The organism is Streptococcus timonensis, assembly GCF_900095845.1.
Classification (GTDB): Bacteria; Bacillota; Bacilli; order Lactobacillales; family Streptococcaceae; genus Streptococcus; species Streptococcus timonensis.
Genome location: NZ_FMIX01000004.1, coordinates 1,235,645 through 1,255,499, shown reverse-complemented (window position 1 = coordinate 1,255,499; position 19,855 = coordinate 1,235,645). Strand labels below are relative to the sequence as shown.

Annotated in this window: 15 protein-coding genes and 1 pseudogene; 13 read left to right on the top strand and 3 right to left on the bottom strand. The window is 41.0% G+C overall.

The features are described from left to right. Nucleotides 1-12 precede the first annotated feature (12 nt). The 4 genes from BQ2679_RS10100 (at nucleotide 13) to BQ2679_RS10085 (ending at nucleotide 3,849) form a co-directional block, all read left to right on the top strand. Complete coding sequence (locus BQ2679_RS10100; protein WP_075567997.1) at nucleotides 13-774, top strand: threonine/serine exporter family protein; 762 nt, start codon at nucleotides 13-15, stop codon at nucleotides 772-774. A gap of 1 nt (nucleotide 775) precedes the next feature. Beyond that, entirely contained in the window at nucleotides 776-1,225 is a 450-nt protein-coding gene (locus BQ2679_RS10095) for a threonine/serine exporter family protein (protein ID WP_075567996.1), read from the top strand. A 177-nt stretch (nucleotides 1,226-1,402) separates the two neighbouring features. Next, nucleotides 1,403-2,575 carry a hydroxymethylglutaryl-CoA synthase gene (locus BQ2679_RS10090; RefSeq protein WP_075567995.1) on the top strand — a complete coding sequence of 391 codons (1,173 nt, stop codon included), beginning with the start codon at nucleotides 1,403-1,405 and terminating at the stop codon, nucleotides 2,573-2,575. Next, nucleotides 2,575-3,849, top strand: a complete 1,275-nt coding sequence (locus tag BQ2679_RS10085) for a hydroxymethylglutaryl-CoA reductase, degradative (RefSeq protein WP_075568092.1) — start codon at nucleotides 2,575-2,577, stop codon at nucleotides 3,847-3,849. The genes BQ2679_RS10090 and BQ2679_RS10085 overlap by 1 nt, the downstream gene beginning before the upstream one ends. Before the next feature lie 39 nt (nucleotides 3,850-3,888). On the opposite strand, the gene BQ2679_RS10080 is transcribed toward BQ2679_RS10085, so the two are convergent. Beyond that, nucleotides 3,889-4,854 (bottom strand): LacI family DNA-binding transcriptional regulator, encoded by a 966-nt coding sequence (locus BQ2679_RS10080; protein ID WP_075567994.1) that lies wholly within the window; start codon nucleotides 4,852-4,854, stop codon nucleotides 3,889-3,891. Next, nucleotides 4,835-6,289 (bottom strand): sucrose-6-phosphate hydrolase, encoded by a 1,455-nt coding sequence (locus tag BQ2679_RS10075; RefSeq protein ID WP_075567993.1) that lies wholly within the window; start codon nucleotides 6,287-6,289, stop codon nucleotides 4,835-4,837. Before BQ2679_RS10075 ends, BQ2679_RS10080 begins: the two co-directional genes overlap by 20 nt. A 365-nt stretch (nucleotides 6,290-6,654) precedes the next feature. On the opposite strand from BQ2679_RS10075, the gene BQ2679_RS10070 reads away from it, so the two are divergent. Together BQ2679_RS10070 and scrK are read left to right on the top strand one after the other, a co-directional pair. After that, a complete protein-coding gene (locus tag BQ2679_RS10070; RefSeq protein WP_075567992.1) occupies nucleotides 6,655-8,550 on the top strand; it encodes a sucrose-specific PTS transporter subunit IIBC in 1,896 nt (631 codons plus the stop codon). Nucleotides 8,551-8,690: 140 nt separating this feature from the next. Then, a complete protein-coding gene (scrK, locus tag BQ2679_RS10065) occupies nucleotides 8,691-9,578 on the top strand; it encodes a fructokinase ScrK (protein ID WP_075567991.1) in 888 nt (295 codons plus the stop codon). A 43-nt stretch (nucleotides 9,579-9,621) separates the two neighbouring features. On the opposite strand, the gene BQ2679_RS10060 is transcribed toward scrK, so the two are convergent. After that, nucleotides 9,622-10,812: a cation diffusion facilitator family transporter gene (locus BQ2679_RS10060; protein WP_075567990.1), complete on the bottom strand. Its 1,191-nt coding sequence runs from the start codon at nucleotides 10,810-10,812 to the stop codon at nucleotides 9,622-9,624. Between the two features lie 270 nt (nucleotides 10,813-11,082). Between BQ2679_RS10060 and BQ2679_RS10055 the strand changes: the two genes are divergently transcribed. From BQ2679_RS10055 to BQ2679_RS10025, 7 genes and pseudogenes are all read left to right on the top strand, one after another. Then, nucleotides 11,083-13,767 (top strand): cation-translocating P-type ATPase, encoded by a 2,685-nt coding sequence (locus BQ2679_RS10055; RefSeq protein ID WP_075567989.1) that lies wholly within the window; start codon nucleotides 11,083-11,085, stop codon nucleotides 13,765-13,767. Between the two features lie 215 nt (nucleotides 13,768-13,982). Next, the gene (locus BQ2679_RS10050; protein WP_075568091.1) at nucleotides 13,983-14,393 is read left to right on the top strand and encodes a peptide deformylase; all 411 of its coding nucleotides are present in this window, start codon (nucleotides 13,983-13,985) and stop codon (nucleotides 14,391-14,393) included. A gap of 45 nt (nucleotides 14,394-14,438) precedes the next feature. Then, nucleotides 14,439-15,161 (top strand): peroxide stress protein YaaA, encoded by a 723-nt coding sequence (yaaA, locus tag BQ2679_RS10045; protein ID WP_075567988.1) that lies wholly within the window; start codon nucleotides 14,439-14,441, stop codon nucleotides 15,159-15,161. Nucleotides 15,162-15,300: 139 nt separating this feature from the next. Next, entirely contained in the window at nucleotides 15,301-16,587 is a 1,287-nt protein-coding gene (locus BQ2679_RS10040) for a homoserine dehydrogenase (RefSeq protein WP_075567987.1), read from the top strand. Nucleotide 16,588: 1 nt separating this feature from the next. Then, nucleotides 16,589-17,458, top strand: a complete 870-nt coding sequence (thrB, locus tag BQ2679_RS10035) for a homoserine kinase (RefSeq protein WP_075567986.1) — start codon at nucleotides 16,589-16,591, stop codon at nucleotides 17,456-17,458. A gap of 123 nt (nucleotides 17,459-17,581) precedes the next feature. Beyond that, on the top strand, nucleotides 17,582-18,520 hold the full coding sequence (gene msrB / locus BQ2679_RS10030; protein ID WP_075567985.1) for a peptide-methionine (R)-S-oxide reductase MsrB: 939 nt from the start codon (nucleotides 17,582-17,584) through the stop codon (nucleotides 18,518-18,520). Between the two features lie 50 nt (nucleotides 18,521-18,570). Continuing rightward, nucleotides 18,571-19,755: pseudogene (locus BQ2679_RS10025) on the top strand (ABC transporter transmembrane domain-containing protein); the annotation flags it as partial. Nucleotides 19,756-19,855 lie beyond the last annotated feature (100 nt).

Genomic DNA, 19,855 nt, shown 5'->3' with positions numbered 1-19,855 from the left:
AAGGGGGAGAAAATGAAGGAATCAAAAGAACTCAATGCAGTGATTGATATCATTATGCTTGCAGGCACGATTTTGCTTCGAAATGGTTCGGAAATTCATCGTGTAGAAGATACTATGATCCGCATTGCTCATTCACAAGGGATAATGGATTGCAATGTTTTAGCCATGCCAGCGGCCATTTTTTTCTCTATTGAAAACACCAATATCTCTCGTATGAAGCGAGTGACTTCGTCTCTCTACAATATTGAGAAAGTTTGTGATGTCAACCAGATTTCGCGACAGCTTGTTTCTGGGCAAATTGATTTGGAGACAGCCTTTGTTCAATTGCAGGCTTTAAATGAAAAATCCTTGCCCTACTCTAAAGTACAGTTAACCATTGCTGCAACCTTAAGTGCTCCATTCTTTTCTATTATGTTTGGCGGAAATCCTTATGATGCGATTGGCGCAGGAGTTGCGACCTTGTTTGCTTTTACTTTTTCGCTTTATGTAGAGAAATTTATTCGCATTCCCTTTATGACTGCATTTGCAGGTGCCTTGGTTTTTGGTTTGATAGCACAAGTTTGGGCTCGTTATTCTGGTTTGCCTTCAACGGCTGACTTAATTATAGCAGGGGCTGTCATGCCTTTCGTGCCAGGGATTGCCTTAACCAATGCTGTGCGTGATATCATGACCAATCACATTAACTCTGGTATGAGCAAGATGTTTGAATCCTTGCTGATTACCCTTGCCTTGGGGGCTGGCACCTCTGTCGCCCTGGTACTCATGAACTACTAATATGAATTTGACAACATTTTTATTGCAAGCTCTAGCGAGTTTACTAGCAATTATCACTTTTTTAATCGTTTTAAACGTACAACGTTCTATGCTAATTCCTGGTGGAGTTTTAGGAATGTTTATCTGGTTGCTCTATCTAGTTCTTAAGGAGCCGACTAACGTCATTTTAGCAACTTTCATTGCTGCCGTAATTGGCTCATGTATTAGCCAGATTATGAGCATTATCTATAAAACACCTGCAGTTGTTTTTAGCCTTGCCATATTGGCGCCCTTAGTTCCAGGATATCTGTCTTATCGAACAACTTCATTCTTTGTTACAGGAGACTATAGAAATGCCATTGCTAGTTCTATGCTGGTTGTCATGTTAGCTCTTGTCATTTCAATTGGAATGGCCAGTGGGACAGTTATTCTAAAATTGTATCATCATTTAAAATCACATCGAACCATCTAAGGTTCGATTTTTAATTGAATAAAACTATTAAACGGGAGTGATTCAGATGATGATTGATGAATGTTTAGAAAATAGTATGAGTTTTAGATTAAGGCTTTTTTCTCTATTTTGTTTTAATTTGTGATAAAATAGACTTGAACGATTTTTTACAATGAATGATTAAATACAGAGGTAAATATGACAATCGGTATTGATAAGATTGGTTTTGCGACCAGTCAATATGTCTTGAAACTACAAGATTTAGCAAATGCACGGGGGGTAGACCCTGAAAAATTTACAAAAGGACTTTTACTAGAGGAGATTAGTATCGCTCCTTTGACTGAAGATATCGTGACCCTTGCAGCTAGTGCTGGGAATTCTATCCTGACAGAAGAAGAAAAGCAAGAAATTGATATGGTCATTGTTGCGACAGAATCTGGTATTGATCAAAGTAAGGCTGCAGCTGTTTTTGTGCATGGCTTACTTGGTATTCAACCTTTTGCTCGCAGTTTTGAAATCAAAGAAGCTTGCTATGGAGCGACAGCAGCTCTACACTATGCCAAGTTGCATGTTGAAAATTCACCAGTATCAAAAGTACTTGTTCTTGCTAGTGATATAGCAAAATATGGTATTAATGCACCGGGTGAACCTACACAGGGTTCAGGTAGTATTGCAATGTTGATTACTCAAAATCCACGAATTTTGAGCTTTAATGATGATAACGTGGCTCAGACTAGAGATATCAATGATTTCTGGCGTCCGAACTACTCGATTACGCCCTTTGTAAATGGAGCATATTCTACCCAGCAGTATCTAGATTGTTTGCAAACTACTTGGGAAGAATATAAAAAACGATTTAATTGGACTTTAAATGATTTTGTGGCAGTATGTTTCCACTTGCCGTATCCTAAATTAGCACTCAAAGGTTTTAATAAGCTATTGGAGGAATCCTTGTCTCAGGAAAAACAAGAGCTCTTACAGAAACACTTTGACGCTTCTATTGTCTATAGTAATCGAGTTGGTAATATCTATACAGGCTCTCTATTTCTTGGATTACTTTCTCTCTTGGAAAATGCAGAAACATTGAAAGCTGGAGATAGAATTGCACTATTCAGTTATGGTAGTGGAGCAGTATCTGAGTTCTTTAGTGTCGAATTGGTTGAAGGTTATGAGAAGTATCTAGATAAAGACCGTATCAAAGTGCTAGACAAGCGTAAAGCTCTCTCAGTCCAAGAATACGAAAAAGTCTTCTATGAGGAGACACACCTTGATGATTCAGGTTCTGCTAAATTCTCGGGCTATGAAGACCAGGAATATGCTCTGGTTGAAATTTTAGAACATCACCGTTATTATAGCAGGGTTGAAAAATGATGAAGATTAATTGGAGTGGATTTTCAAAAAAAACATATCCAGAACGTCTAAAAATGCTTAGGGATTCTGACTTGCTCTCTCATGAACTTCAAGAGAATCTGGAGAAAAATGAGACTTTGAGTGTTGCTATTGCTGACCAGCTAAGTGAAAATGTAATAGGGACCTTTTCTCTTCCCTTTTCAATTGTACCTGAGGTAATAGTAAATAATCAGGCTTATACAGTTCCTTATGTGACTGAGGAACCATCAGTAGTGGCAGCAGCTAGTTTTGCCTGTAAGATTATCAATAGGTCTGGTGGTTTTAGTGCCCATGTTCATCAAAGACTAATGATTGGTCAGGTTGCTCTTTATCAAGTCCCAGATAGAGAACAGGCTTGTCAGGAAATTCTGAATCAAAAAGACCAGCTACTTGAAATAGCAAATCAAGCTTATCCTTCAATTGTAAAGCGAGGAGGAGGAGCGCGAGAGATACGAGTTGAGAAAGTTTCTGGACAGACAGATTTTCTGGTTGTTTATCTTCACGTTGATACTCAAGAAGCTATGGGAGCTAATATGCTTAATACCATGCTAGAGGCTTTAAAACCTCATCTTGAGAGTCTAAGCCGTGGACAAAGTCTCATGGGAATTTTATCTAACTATGCTACAGAGTCTCTGGTGACATCTAGCTGTCGTATTGCTTTTCACTATTTGAGTCCTAATAAGGATGAAGCGCGTGAATTGGCTGACAAGATTGTCTTGGCTAGTCATTTTGCTCAAGCAGATCCATACCGAGCTGCTACTCATAATAAGGGGATCTTTAATGGGATTGATGCTCTCTTGATTGCGACAGGAAATGATTGGCGGGCTATCGAAGCAGGAGCCCATGCCTATGCTAGTCGTGATGGCCTTTATCGAGGACTTAGTCTGTGGACATTAGACTCAGAGAAAGAGGAACTGATTGGAGAGATGACTCTTCCTATGCCAATTGCAACCAAGGGTGGTTCTATTGGTCTCAACCCTCGTGTTGTCCTTAGTCACGAACTTTTAGGTCAACCATTTGCGAAAGACCTAGCACAGATTATTGTATCTATGGGCTTGGCTCAGAACTTTGCTGCACTTAAGGCCTTAGTTGGGGCCGGTATTCAGCAGGGACATATGAAATTGCAAGCAAAATCTTTGGCCCTCTTGGCAGGAGCCAAAGAAGCAGAAGTACCAAAGCTAGTAGATGGTTTGATTGCTGAAAAAACGTTTAACTTAGAAAAAGCAAAAAGTATTTTAAAAGAATTACGCTCATAAGAAAAACTCAGACTGTTTCAGTCTGAGTTTTTTAAATGGTTAGACACTTCTACCAGGCAAGAGACTAACTGGCAAGAAATAACCAGTTGTGGCAACTTCTTTGCCCTCGATTTTTTGGAGCAGTAGATCGACTGTCAGGCGAGCAATTTCTTCCATAGGTTGTTTAATGGTAGTGAGGTGAGGGTAGTAATTCTCGATAAAATAAGTCCCGTCATAGCCAATCACCTTTAGCTGGTCAGGAACTGACAGACCGAGCTCCTGGGCGATCTTGATAATGAGGATAGCTGTCAAATCATCCGATGCAAAGATGGCGTCGGGTTTTTGTTTGGTTAAGATATTTTTTATTTCCATTTCTTTTCGAAGGGGTGAAAAGTCACTGGAAATATTGATAATAGGAGCCTTTGGTAAGATAGAAGCGAAACCTGCATGACGAAGTCCAGTTGGGGAATTGGAGTTGTCATTACCTGTAATCATAATGATAGACTTGGCTCTAGTTTTAGCCAAGGTCCGAGCTGCTAGGACTCCGCCAGCATAGTTGTCAGAAGAAACGACAGGGATATCTGGAGACAGGTTACGGTCAAAGGAGATAATAGGAGCAGTCACACGATTGTAGTCTTCGATACCTAAGTTATGACTTCCTGAAATGATACCGTCCACCTGATTGGCTTCCAACATTTCGATGTATTCACGTTCCTTTTCAGAATCGTGCTCGCTATTACAAATAATAGTCTTGTAGCCTTTTTTGAAGAGTTCGTGCTCTAATTTATCAATTAACTCTGCATAGAAAACATGGCTAATTTTGGGGAAAATCAAACCGATTAATTTAGCTGATTTTCCTTGAAGACTGCGAGCTAGGTTGTTGGGTTTATAACCCAGTTCACGCATAGCTTCATTGACTTTTTGAATGGTTTTTTCTGACAGATAACCCTTTTTGTTGATGACACGTGAAACAGTAGTAGGGCTGACGCCAGCTAATTTTGCGACATCAGTTAGTTTTGCGACCATATTCTAATTCGTAGTATGTTCCAGTTGGGTTTCCATATTTGATAAGGATTCCATTTTGATCCTTATCTGGGAATACGCGACCAGAAAATACTTTTTCTCCTTTATTGATGAAAATTTCAAAGACTGAATTGTCAATGAAGATATTGACAGTAGTTGCTTGATTAGTAACTGAGCAAGAGCGAGTAGTTCCAAATTCTTGAGCATATTGCTCACCTGCTTGACTACGATCAACGGTTATTTGGCCATTGACAAGGTCAAAATTGATAGATAGCCCCTTGCCATCTTTATCAGCAAAAAGGAAGATTTCACTTTGACTATCGTCTTCTAAGTTAAGCTCAAGTTCGTAGGTATTTTTGGTTTCAGAACGATTTGAAAATTCCTCTTTTGAAGCTCGGAGATTCTGGATAGCTGCTACAGGGTACTGATAGAGTTTGCCATCCTTGATTGTAAGTTCCTTGACTAATGAGAAGGTTCCTTGATGATCGAAACGGTCAGATGGATAAGAAACATCTGGTAACCCAAGCCAGCTGACTGCTAGGGCACGTCCATCAGGGGCATTGAAGGCTTGAGTAGCATAGGCTTCAAATCCATAATCAAGATTGTGAAGTTCAGACACATCTACCATACGAGCATTTTCGGGGTCAAAGGAAGCTCCTATTTTGTACATATTTGGATAGATATTATCATAGTCAAGGACCTTTTTATCCAAACCTTGTGGACAGTAGAGAAGAACGGGCTGTTCCTTGATAAAGACTAGGTTTGGGCACTCCATCATATAGGCAGTGCGGTCATTGTTAAAGTCCAAATCACCAACTTCTTGCCAGTTTGTATAATCATTATCGATAGCCTTATAGAGACGGACAAAACCTTTTTTGTCCAAGTCCTGACCACCGACGATAGCGTAGTATTGTCCTTTAAAGTTAAAAATTTGTGGATCGCGGAAGTGGTCAGTAGCATCAGCGGGCTGATCAATCAAGATCTTATCAATCTTATCAATCTTTCCATCCTTGTCCACTAAGGCACCAATCTGGTAAGGATGGCGAATCCAATTCTCATCACGAACATTTCCTGTATAGAATAGGAACAATTGGTCGCCAAACTGCATAGCAGATCCTGAGTAAGCACCGTGGCTATCTAAAGGAGTATCAGGTAGAACCTTAACACCAGTTTCTGAAAAATGAACTAAATCATCACTTTCAAGTTGTACCCAAGATTTTAAACCATGAGCTGCACCAAAGGGGAAGTTTTGGTAAAAGACAACCCACTTACCATCGAAATATGAAAAACCATTTGGATCATTTAAAAGACCTTGCTTGGGTTCGATGTGATAGCTTGTATGCCATGGAGACTGAGCCATATTTTCTTTAATTTGTTTGATTTCTTCTTGAGTCCAATCTTCATAACGTCTGTAGCGACGTTCAGTTGTCCATTTCATGTTATCTTCCTTCCAAAATTTCTACTATCTTAATAGTAAACGTTTCCTCATAAAAAAGCAAGTCTTTTATATCAAATTTAAGCAAAAAATGTCAAACGATTGACAGATAATTAGAAACCTATTTTTATGAAAATTAATGAAAATATGAAAGTTTTTGAAAAAAATACACATAAAAACACGTAGAATCGGGCAATTTTGAGAGAGTTTTATTAAGAAAGTAGCAAAAGCTATCAAAAACTTTAACAATCAAAAATTTTTTTCTGCAAAACGCTTGACATATTTTTAAAAGATGATAAAATAATACTCGTAGGGCGAGTAAAATCGCTTTCAGACAAGAACAAATTTTTATAAGGAGATTTTTGCAAATGACCAATACAGAAATTGCAAAAAAAGTCATCGAAGCCTTGGGTGGACGTGAGAACGTCAACAGTGTAGCTCACTGTGCGACTCGCCTCCGTGTTATGGTAAAAGATGAAGCGAAAATCAATAAGGATGCTATCGAGAACTTGGAAAAAGTTCAAGGTGCTTTCTTTAACTCTGGTCAGTACCAAATCATCTTTGGTACAGGTACAGTAAACAAGATGTACGATGAGGTCGTAGCTCTTGGTTTGCCAACATCTTCTAAAGAAGATATGAAAGCAGAAGCTGCTAAACAAGGGAATTGGTTCCAACGTGCTATCCGTACTTTCGGTGACGTATTCGTACCAATCATTCCAGTTATCGTAGCAACTGGTCTCTTCATGGGTGTTCGTGGTCTCTTGACTGCTCTTGGGATGACACTTCCAGAAGATGTGACAACTTACACTCAAATCTTGACTGATACAGCCTTCATTATCTTGCCAGGATTAGTTGTTTGGTCAACATTCCGCGTATTCGGTGGTAATCCAGCCGTTGGTATCGTTCTTGGTATGATGCTCGTATCTGGCTCACTTCCAAATGCCTGGGCTGTTGCATCTGGTGGTGAAGTAACTGCAATGCAGTTCTTCGGATTTATCCCAGTTGTAGGTTTGCAAGGTTCCGTTCTTCCAGCCTTCATCATCGGGGTTGTCGGAGCTAAATTTGAAAAAGCTGTTCGTAAGGTTGTTCCAGACGTTCTTGACCTCTTGGTAACACCATTCGTAACACTTTTGGTAATGTCAATTCTTGGTTTGTTTATCATCGGACCAGTCTTCCACGTTGTTGAAAACTACATCCTTCTTGGAACAAAAGCACTCCTTAACTTGCCGTTCGGTCTTGGTGGTTTCTTAATCGGTGGAGTTCACCAATTGATCGTCGTATCAGGTGTTCACCACATCTTCAACTTGCTTGAAGTTCAATTGCTTGCTGCTGATCATGCTAACCCATTCAACGCTATCATTACTGCAGCTATGACTGCTCAAGGTGCCGCGACAGTAGCCGTTGGTGTGAAAACTAAAAATCCTAAACTTAAAACTCTTGCTTTCCCAGCTGCTCTATCTGCCTTTCTTGGTATTACTGAGCCAGCTATCTTCGGGGTTAACTTGCGTTACCGTAAACCATTCTTCCTTTCATTGATTGCTGGTGCAGTCGGTGGTGGACTTGCTTCAATCCTAGGACTTGCTGGTACTGGTAATGGTATCACAATTATCCCAGGTACAATGCTTTACATTGGTAATGGACAACTTCTACAATACCTTCTTATGGTAGCTGTATCATTTTCACTTGGTTTTGCTCTTACTTACATGTTTGGTTACGAAGATGAAGTAGAAGAGGTTGCAGGAGCAATTTCTGAAGCTGAAACTGACCGATTAACAGAAGAAGCAGTAACTGGTAATCTTGTTTCACTTAGCGAAGGTGTTATCCAAACTCCAATCGTTGGTGATGTTGTTGCTCTTTCAAATGTGAATGACCCAGTCTTCTCAAGCGGAGCTATGGGACAAGGTATTGCTGTGAAACCTAGCCAAGATGTTGTTTATGCACCAGCTGATGCTGAAGTGACAATCGTCTTCCCGACTGGCCATGCTTATGGATTGAGAACTGCTAACGGTGCAGAAATCTTGATCCACGTTGGTATCGACACTGTGTCAATGAACGGTGAAGGTTTCAACCAAAAAGTTAATCAAGGTGATAAGGTTAAAGCTGGAGATGTTCTTGGAACATTTGACTCAGCTAAGATTGCTGCTGCAGGTCTTGATAACACAACTATGGTTATCGTAACAAACACTGCAGACTTTGCTTCAGTAAATCCAGTTGCTTCTGGATCTGTTGCTAAGGGTGATGTAGTTATCGAAGTTAAAGCTTAATAAATCAAAAAAACGAACAAATGTCATGTTTGTTCGTTTTTGCTTGAATGATTAAATTTACAGAGAAAAAACTAAAATATAGAGTAATTTTCCTTATGGGAATATGCTATAATAGAGAAAATAAATACAAGAGGTTTATCATGACAAAACTATACGGAAGTTTGGAAGCAGGCGGTACAAAATTTGTCTGTGCTGTCGGAGATGAAAACTATAATGTTGTAGAAAAGGTACAATTTCCTACAACAACACCTATTGAAACAATCGATAAAACCATCGAGTTCTTCTCAAAATTTGATAATCTTGCAGGACTTGCCATTGGTTCATTTGGTCCAATCGATATCGATAAAAATTCAAAAACTTACGGATTTATCACAACAACTCCAAAACCTAACTGGGCAAATGTAGACTTACTTGGTGCCCTTCGTCGCGCTCTAAACGTGCCTATGTATTTCACGACAGACGTAAACAGTTCTGCATACGGTGAAGTGGTTGCTCGTAATAATGCCGGCGGTCGTATCGAAAACTTGGTTTATTACACAATCGGTACAGGTATCGGTGCAGGTGTTATCCAACGTGGCGAGTTTATTGGCGGTGTTGGTCACCCTGAGATGGGTCATTATTATGTGGCTAGACACCCAATGGATATTGAGAAAGAATTTAAAGGTGTTTGTCCTTTCCATAATGGATGTTTGGAAGGTTATGCAGCTGGTCCAAGTTTGGAAGCTCGTACAGGTGTTCGTGGGGAAAACATTGAACTGAACAACTCTGTCTGGGATGTTCAAGCCTACTATATCGCTCAAGCTGCAGTTAATGCAACCGTAACTTTCCGTCCAGATGTCATCGTCTTTGGTGGTGGGGTTATGGCTCAACAACACATGCTTGATCGTGTCCGTGAGAAATTCACAGTCCTACTTAATGGCTACCTACCAGTTCCAGATGTGCGCGACTATATCGTGACCCCAGCTGTTGCAGGTAATGGTTCAGCTACACTTGGGAACTTCGTACTTGCTAAGAGCGTTGCAAAATAAGAATATATAAAAACTCCCAACTGAGAAAGTTGGGAGTTCTGTTTTAGTCTTTTTCTATTTTCGTTTCCTGATGGAAAATATTTTGCCAAGTTTCGTGGCGACGCCATATGCTGGTATGAATGGTATCACCGACTTGGTAGCGGATGAGTTTTGTTTTCTGACTGATAGAGGTTAAATGAAGCTCTTTAATGGCAGAGGTTAGTTCTTTTTCAGCCTTATAGGCATCCTTGTCCAGTTCATGTCCGTCCTGGCGGATATAAATGAAGTCTTCTGCAAGTAACTCTTCCAGTTGATTTCCTTGGTCAATCAGTTGCTCTCTCATGAGCAATTTTTTATAGACATTATCTAGGATTTCATCCTCAGGGATTGGTGCTGGTTCGATATGAATATCTGTATCAAAGACACCAAAGCGTTCTGATAACATGGATTCAACCTGGTCCGCAATTTCGTGACTTTCAAAAACAGACAGATCTGGGTTCATTTCCAGAGTAATGTCCAGATAAATATTGCTTCCGTAGGTACGACCCCTTTGAGATTTGACCTTGCTAATCTTAGGAATCTCCATGATAGCTTTTTGATAATCTTCTAGCAAGTGTTCATCAAAACCGTCGGAAAGACTGAAGGATGACTCAATAAAAATATCATAGGCTGTTTTGAGGATAAAGAAGGTAATGATAATCGCGACCAACTTATCCACGATTGGATAGTTGAAGCTACTAGCCAGGATAGCAATAGAAGTTCCAAGAGATGTCACGGCATCTGATAAATTATCCTTAGCTGCAGCCTTGAGGGCCTTTGATTTAGCTTGCTTACTCAGATGGGTATTGTAGAGATAAACGGCAAACATGATGATAGCAGAGATCACTCCCAGAGTCGCACCAAGTGGGTCAATGACCGTTTGTTCTCGGCTGAGTATTTTTTGGATGGTATCACGTAGAACATCAAAGCCAACGTAAAACATGATGATGGAAGTGATGAGACTTGCCAAATCCTCTATTTTCCAGTGGCCGAAGCGATGATCTCTATCTGCCGGTTGGCGAGCCAAACGAATCCCGATGAGAAGGGCTACATTTCCAACAATATCTGAAACGTTGTTAAAACCATCTGCCACCAAACTGGATGAATGGAGCAAGTGTCCGGTTGCTAGCTTAGCTGCAGATAAGAATAGATAGGTCAAAATGCTGATAATTGCACCACGCTCAGCCAATTTTAAGTTTGAAACCGATTGATTCATCTAACTCCCCTTCTAGCATTTTAGTATTCTTTCATTATACTGGTTTTCCATGGAAAATTCAAATGGAGGGAGTAAGTTAGATAGACCCCACCCCTTGAAAACTTTTGAAATTCTGATATAATAGAACTACTCAAGGGAGTAGCTGGCGGGAAACCGCGATAGTGTCGTCATTACGAATTATTTCCGGCACTATATTAAACAGCGAGACTTGTTTTTTTAAAAAACAGGTCTCTTTTTTTGTAAAAAGAGGCCAAAAAGGAGGAGACTGTTTTGTCAAAAGAACAAAATAAAGACTTGTTTTACACACAAACTGCAGAAGAAGTCCTAAAGAACTTGGACACATCTATCGAAGGTTTGTCAACTGCTCAAGCTCAAGAACGCTTAGCGACTTATGGTCGTAATGAGTTGGAAGAGGGCGAGAAACGTGGCCTACTAGCTAAATTCCTTGATCAATTTAAGGATTTGATGATTATTATCTTGCTTGCGGCAGCGGCACTTTCTGTGATTACAGAAGGAATGGACGGTCTAACGGATGCCATTATCATCTTGGCTGTTGTAGTCTTGAATGCTGCTTTTGGGGTTTACCAAGAAGGGCAAGCAGAAGCAGCCATTGAAGCTCTGAAAAATATGTCTAGCCCGATGGCTCGTGTTCGTCGTGATGGTCATGTGATTGAAATTGATTCAAAAGAATTGGTACCTGGAGATATCGTCTTGCTTGAAGCAGGAGATGTAGTTCCAGCAGATATGCGTTTGTTTGAAGCAGCTTCCCTTAAAATTGAAGAAGCAGCTCTTACAGGGGAGTCTGTGCCAGTTGAAAAAGATGTGACAGGACTTGTTGAAGCAGATGCTGGTATCGGGGATCGTGTTAACATGGGTTACCAAAACTCAAACGTAACATACGGTCGTGGTATTGGTGTCGTGACAAACACTGGTATGTACACAGAAGTTGGTAAGATTGCAGATATGTTGGCTAATGCTGACGAGACAGAGACACCATTGAAGCAAAGCTTGGAACAATTATCTAAGGCCTTGACTTACTTAATTATTGTGATTGCAGTGATTACCTTCTTGGTTGGTGTCTTTGTTCGTGGAGAACATCCATTAGAGGGCTTGATGGTGGCGGTTGCTCTTGCAGTAGCGGCTATTCCAGAAGGGCTTCCTGCCATTGTAACCATCGTTCTATCTTTGGGAACTACAACCCTTGCAAAACGTAATTCGATTGTCCGTAAATTGCCAGCGGTTGAAACGCTTGGTTCAACAGAAATCATTGCATCTGATAAAACAGGTACCTTGACTATGAACCAAATGACTGTTGAAAAGGTTTATACCAACGGTCAATTGCAAAGCTCTGCAACAGAAATTGCGGCTAGCAACAATACCCTTCGTGTCATGAATTTTGCCAACGATACCAAGGTAGACCCATCTGGCAAATTGATTGGTGACCCAACTGAAACTGCTCTTGTACAGTTTGGTTTGGACCACAACTTTAATGTTCGTGAAGTCTTGAAGGATGAGCCACGTGTTGCTGAATTACCATTTGACTCAGACCGTAAGCTTATGTCGACTATCCATAAGGAATCTGACGGTTCTTACTTTATCGCTGTCAAGGGTGCACCTGACCAATTGCTCAAGCGTGTGACTCGTATCGAAGTCAATGGGGAAGTTCGCCCAATCACAGAAGAAGATAAAAATGCCATCCTTGCAACCAACAAAGACTTGGCTAAACAAGCCCTTCGTGTCTTGATGATGGCTTACAAGACAAGTAACGAAATTCCAACCTTGGAATCTGAAATTGTTGAATCTGACCTTATTTTCTCTGGTTTGGTCGGCATGATTGACCCTGAGCGTCCAGAAGCTGCGGAAGCTGTACGTGTCGCTAAAGAAGCAGGTATCCGTCCGATTATGATCACTGGTGACCACCAAGATACAGCGGAAGCTATCGCTAAACGTCTCGGTATCATCGATCCAAATGATACAGAAAACCATGTCTTCACGGGTGCTGAGTTGAATGAACTCACTGATGAGGAATTCCAAAAAGTCTTCAAGCAATACTCTGTATACGCGCGTGTATCTCCTGAACACAAGGTTCGTATCGTTAAAGCTTGGCAAAATGAAGGTAAGGTTGTCGCTATGACGGGTGATGGGGTCAACGATGCGCCTTCACTTAAGACAGCTGACATCGGTATCGGTATGGGGATTACAGGTACAGAAGTTTCTAAAGGAGCTTCTGATATGGTCCTTGCTGATGATAACTTTGCAACCATTATCGTAGCGGTAGAAGAAGGACGTAAGGTCTTCTCAAATATCCAAAAATCAATCCAATACCTCTTGTCTGCCAATATGGCTGAAGTTTTCACCATCTTCTTTGCAACATTGTTAGGTTGGGATGTGCTTCAACCGGTGCATTTGCTATGGATTAACCTGGTAACAGATACGCTACCAGCCATCGCCCTTGGTGTGGAACCAGCTGAGCCAGGCGTCATGACTCACAAACCTCGTGGGCGTAAGTCTAACTTCTTTGATGGTGGTGTCTTCGGAGCAATCATTTATCAAGGGATCTTCCAAACGATGCTAGTTTTAGGTGTTTATGGTTGGGCTCTTCTCTTCCCAGAGCACCAAAGTCATACTGAAATCCATGCGGATGCCCTTACCATGGCTTTTGCAACTCTCGGTTTGATCCAATTGCTCCATGCCTTTAACGTTAAGTCGGTTTACCAATCAATCTTTAAAGTGGGACTCTTTACAAACAAGACCTTTAACTGGTCTATCCCAGTTGCCTTTGTCCTCTTTGTGGTGACAATTTTGGTTCCTGGATTTAATAATCTCTTCCACGTTTCAAACTTGAGCTTGGCTCAATGGATGGTTGTTGCCGTAGGAGCACTTATGATAGTGGTCCTTGTTGAGATTGTTAAAGCAGTCCAACGAGCGCTTGGAAAAGATAAAAACGCTATTTAAACAATTATGAAAAGTCATCTTCGGATGGCTTTTTGTTTTTATGTAAATATAAACTAAAATAATACTCAATGAAAATCAAAGAGTAAACTAGGAAGAGAGCCGCAGACTGTACTTGAGTACGGCAAGGTGAAGCTGACGTGGTTTAAATTTGATTTTCGAAGAGTATAATTTTGTGCTATAATCAAGTAGACTGATATGGTATGGAGGAAAGAATCTTGGAAAAGAAAATTGTAAAAGATATCTTGTTTTTGTCGCAGGTATCCCAGCCTGCTAGTCAGGAAGATTTACCCCTAGCAAAGGATTTGCAGGATACCCTATTGGCTAACCGAGAAACCTGTGTTGGACTAGCGGCTAATATGATTGGAGTACAAAAACGCGTCATTATTTTTAATATCGGAATGATTCCCATGGTTATGTTTAATCCAGTTCTCCAATCTTTTGAAGGCTCATACGAAACAGAGGAAGGTTGTTTGTCTTTGGCAGGTGTAAGACCGACAACTAGGTATGAGACAATTACAGTAAGCTATAGAGACATCAATTGGCAAGAGCAAACCATTACCCTGACAGGATTTCCTGCTCAGATTTGTCAGCATGAATTGGATCATTTGGAAGGTCGTATTATTTAAGCTCAAATCCTTGGTAGTCCTAAAAAAATATGCTACACTAACACTATGAAAATTCTAATCCCAACTGCAAAAGAAATGAATACCGAAATCCCTAGTTTAGAGGCTAAACCATTGTGTCCTGGAAGTCAGGCAGTGCTGAATGAATTGGCAAGATTTTCTGCCCAAGAGCTGGAGAACTTTTACAAAATATCCGCCGAAAAAGCGCAAGAGGAGTACGACCATATCCAGGCCTTGAAAAATGGAACCGCGACAAACTATCCAGCCTTGCACCTCTTTGATGGACTCATGTATCGCAACATCAAACGGGACAATCTCACCAAGGAGGAGCAAATATATCTGGAGAAACACCTCATGATAACGTCAACTCTCTATGGTGTGATTCCAGCCTTTGAACCGATTGCGCCTCACAGACTGGACTTTTTGATGAAACTCAAAGTCGCTGGAAAAAGCTTGAAAAGTCATTGGAAGGTGGCCTATGAGGAGTCAATGAAAGACCAGGAGTTAATCTTTTCTCTCTTGTCTTCAGAGTTTGAAACTGTCTTTCCTAAAGAAATCCGTGAGAAAATGGTGGCCTTCAAGTTTATGGAAGAGCGAGATGGTAAACTAAAAATCCACTCAACCATTTCTAAAAAAGCTAGAGGGGCTTTCTTAACAGCCTTGATGGAAAATCAGGCAACCTCAGTTGAAGAGATTAAAAAGCTCAGCTTTGCGGGTTTCAATTATCGAGAAGACTTGTCTAGTGATAAGGAATTGGCCTTTGTAAAATAGAATGAAAGAAGAGCTTGCTCCCTATCTTTATAGGGGCAAGCTTTTATGATTTGTTCTTGCTATTTTTTATTTAGAATGGTAGGAATTTTCACACAATTTTGGTATAATAGGACTATTAGAAAATTTCGAGGAGACAAACATGTCAGTTAAGATTGCTTTACTTGGATTTGGTACAGTAGCCAGTGGTGTGCCATTCTTGCTAAAGGAAAATAGAGAAAAAATTGTTCAAGCAGCCCAGTCAGAAATTGAAGTAGCTAAAGTTTTGGTCAAAGACGATCAAGAGAAAGCCCGCTTGCTTGAAGCAGGTAATGATTTTAATTTTGTAACAAATATCGATGAAATCTTGTCAGACAAAGACATCACGATCGTTGTTGAGTTGATGGGTCGTATCGAACCTGCTAAAACATTTATCACTCGTGCTTTAGAAGCAGGGAAACACGTCGTGACAGCTAACAAGGATCTTTTAGCAGTCCATGGTGCAGAATTACTTGAGGTAGCCAAAGCTCACAATGTTGCCCTATACTATGAAGCAGCTGTTGCAGGAGGAATCCCAATCCTTCGTACCTTGGTCAACTCACTAGCATCAGACAAAATCACACGTGTTCTTGGTGTTGTGAACGGAACATCTAACTTCATGATGACCAAAATGGTAACAGAAGGCTGGTCTTATGAAGATGCTTTGGCAGAAGCCCAACGACTTGGCTTTGCTGAAAGCGACCCTACCAATGACGTTGACGGGATTGATGCGGCTTACAAGATGGTCATCCTCAGTCAGTTCGCCTTTGGGATGAATGTCAAGTTTGAAGATGTAGGCCACCAAGGAATTCGCAACATTACTCCAGAAGATGTAGCAGTAGCTCAAGAACTTGGTTACGTAGTCAAATTGGTTGGTTCTGTTGAAGAAACGGCATCTGGTATTGCTGCTGAGGTTACGCCAACCTTCCTTCCTAAAGAACATCCACTTGCGAGTGTTAATGGTGTTATGAATGCAGTCTTTGTAGAGTCTATCGGTATCGGGGAGTCTATGTACTATGGACCAGGTGCTGGTCAAAAACCAACTGCAACAAGTGTTGTGGCTGATATTGCCCGCATCGTTCGTCGTCTGAATGATGGAACAATTGGAAAAGCCTTTAATGAATACAGCCGTCCAGTAGTCTTGGCTAAGCCAGAAGATGTCAAAGCTAACTACTATTTCTCAATCTTGGCTCCAGATTCAAAAGGTCAAGTCTTGAAATTGGCTGAGCTCTTTAATGCAGAAGATATCTCCTTCAAGCAAATCCTTCAAGATGGTAAGCAAGAAGGCAAGGCTCGTGTTGTCATCATCACTCATAAAATCAACAAGGCACAGCTTGAAAATATTACAGCAGCTTTGAAGGGTGTAGCCGAGTTTGAACTTCTCAACACCTTCAAGGTTTTAGGAGACTAAGATGAAGATTATTGTACCTGCTACAAGTGCCAATGTGGGTCCTGGTTTTGACTCGGTTGGTGTAGCTGTAACCAAGTATCTAGAAATTCAGGTTTGTGAGGAACGTGAAGAATGGATGATCGAGCATCAATTAGGCAAATGGATTCCACGTGACGAGCGTAATCTTTTGCTGAAGATTGCTCTACAAATTGCTCCAGATCTCCAACCTAGACGTTTGAAGATGGTTAGTGATATTCCTCTTGCGCGTGGGCTAGGTTCATCGAGTTCGGTCATTGTTGCTGGAATTGAACTGGCAAATCAACTCGGAAACTTGAAGCTAAGCAAACATGAAAAATTGCAATTGGCGACTAAGATTGAAGGGCATCCTGATAATGTTGCACCTGCTATCTATGGGAACCTCGTCATTGCAAGCTCAGTAGAAGGTCAGGTTTCTGCTGTTGTGGCGCCTTTCCCAGAGTGTGCTTTTCTAGCTTATATTCCAAACTATGAATTGCGAACTCGAGATAGTCGTGGTGTCTTGCCCAAGAAACTATCTTACAAGGAAGCTGTTGCAGCAAGTTCTATCGCCAATGTGGCTATCGCAGCCCTACTGACTGGAGATATGGTCAAAGCAGGCCAGGCGATCGAGAGTGACCTTTTCCATGAGCGTTACCGTCAAGAACTGGTGAGAGAATTTGCGACGATCAAGAAAGTTGCTAAGAGAAATGGTGCTTATGCTACCTACTTGTCTGGTGCTGGTCCGACTGTTATGGTCTTGGCTGATCCTGACAAGATGCCTAAGATTAAGGCAGAGCTTGAAAAGCAACCTTTCAAAGGCAAGCTTCATGATTTGCAGGTAGACACACAAGGTGTTCGCGTCGAAGAAAAGTAAACAGAGCAATAGGATGGGGAAACTCTCTATTAGAGGCTTCCTGTCCTTTTTTTGAAAATGAAACATGGGATATGAAATGATTCCCAGTTTTGTCGACCGACAGATGGTCAAGGAGGATTTGAAATGGCAGAAATATATTTAGCAGGTGGTTGTTTTTGGGGCTTGGAAGAATACTTTTCACGTATTTCTGGAGTGCTGCAAACCAGTGTTGGTTATGCTAATGGTCAAGTAGAAACTACTAATTATCAACTGATCAAAGAAACAGATCATGCTGAGACTGTGCAAGTTATTTATGATGAAAAGGCAGTCTCGCTTCGTGAGATTTTACTCTATTATTTCCGAGTTATCGATCCCCTTTCTGTCAACCAACAAGGGAATGACCGTGGTCGTCAATACCGCACAGGGATTTATTACAAAGATGAAGAGGATTTACCGACTATCAATACAGTAGTGCGTGAACAAGAACTACTCATCGGTCGTAAAATTGCAGTGGAAGTAGAAAAACTTCGCCACTATATCTTAGCTGAAGACTATCACCAAGACTACCTCAAGAAAAATCCTGGAGGCTATTGCCATATCGATGTGAGGGATGCTGAGAAACCACTGATAGATGCCGCTAACTATGAAAAACCGAGTCAGGCAGTTTTACGAGAAAGTTTATCAGAAGAGTCCTACCGAGTTACCCAAGAGGCTGCGACGGAAGCTCCTTTTAGCAATGCTTATGACCAAACTTTTGAGGAAGGAATTTATGTCGATATCACGACTGGTGAGCCCCTCTTCTTTGCCAAGGATAAGTTTGCCTCAGGCTGTGGTTGGCCAAGTTTTAGCCGTCCTATTTCCAAGGAACTCATTCATTACTACCAGGACTTGAGTCATGGTATGGAGCGAATCGAAGTCCGTTCACGTTCAGGGAATGCTCATTTGGGGCACGTCTTTACAGATGGCCCTCGTGAACTAGGTGGTCTCCGTTACTGTATCAATTCTGCATCCTTACGATTCATTGCTAAGGATGAAATGGAAGAGGCTGGTTATGGCTACCTGCTTCCATATTTGAATAAGTAAAAAGATGGTGGTTTTTTCCACCTTCTTCATTTTGGAAATAGAAGGGACACATGAAACAATTACTTTCTTACTATAAACCCTACCTCAAGGAGTCATTTCTAGCGCCCTTGTTTAAGTTGCTAGAAGCCGTTTTTGAACTCTTGGTTCCCTTGGTGATAGCTGGGATTGTCGACCAATCTATCCCTCAAAAAGATCAAGGACATCTCTGGATGCAAATGGGGCTCCTCTTTGTTTTTGCAGTTATCGGTGTTCTGGTAGCTTTGGTAGCTCAGTTCTACTCAGCCAAGGCAGCAGTAGGATTTGCCAAGGAGTTGACCAATGACCTCTATCGTCATATTCTATCCTTGCCTAAGGATAGTAGAGACCGCTTAACGACCTCGAGTTTGGTGACGCGTTTGACTTCAGATACCTATCAGATTCAGACAGGGATCAATCAATTTTTACGCCTATTTTTAAGGGCTCCTATTATTGTTTTTGGTGCCATTTTTATGGCTTATCGTCTCTCGCCTGAATTGACCTTCTGGTTTTTGGTCATGGTTGCCATTTTGTCCTTTGTCATTGTCGTGTTATCACGCTTGGTCAATCCTCTCTATAGTATTTTGAGAAAGAAAACAGACCAGCTGGTTCAGGAAACACGCCAACAGATACAAGGTATGCGTGTGATTCGTGCCTTTGGCCAAGAAAAACGAGAAATCGAGAACTTCCAAGTACTCAATCAAGTCTATACAGCTATCCAAATGAAAACAGGACACTGGTCCAGTCTCTTGCCCCCCTTGACCTATTTGATCGTCAATGGAACTTTGCTGGTGATTATCTGGAATGGTTATATTTCTATCCAGGGAGGCTGGCTCAGTCAAGGTGCCTTGATTGCTCTGATTAACTATCTCCTGCAAATCTTGGTAGAGTTGATAAAACTAGCCATGCTCATTAATTCACTCAACCAGTCCTATATTTCTGCCAAGCGGATTGAAGAAGTCTTTGCTGAAAAGCCTGAAGATATACTGGCAGAAATTGTTCAAAAAGAAACTCCCTCGAACCAGTCCTTACGAGTTGAACACTTGAGCTTTACCTACCCAGATGCTGCTCAACCATCCTTGCGAAATATTTCTTTTGCTATGCAACAAGGACAAATTCTTGGAATCATCGGGGGGACTGGCTCTGGTAAGTCAAGTTTGGTACAGGTCCTACTTGGCCTTTATACGGCAGATAAGGGAAGTATTTCCCTTTATCGAAATGAGGGATAGTAAAATTATTGATTTTTTAAGAAAATAAAGAGAATAGCACACCTTTATTTGAAATGAGGGATAGTAAAATTATTGATTTTTTAAGAAAATA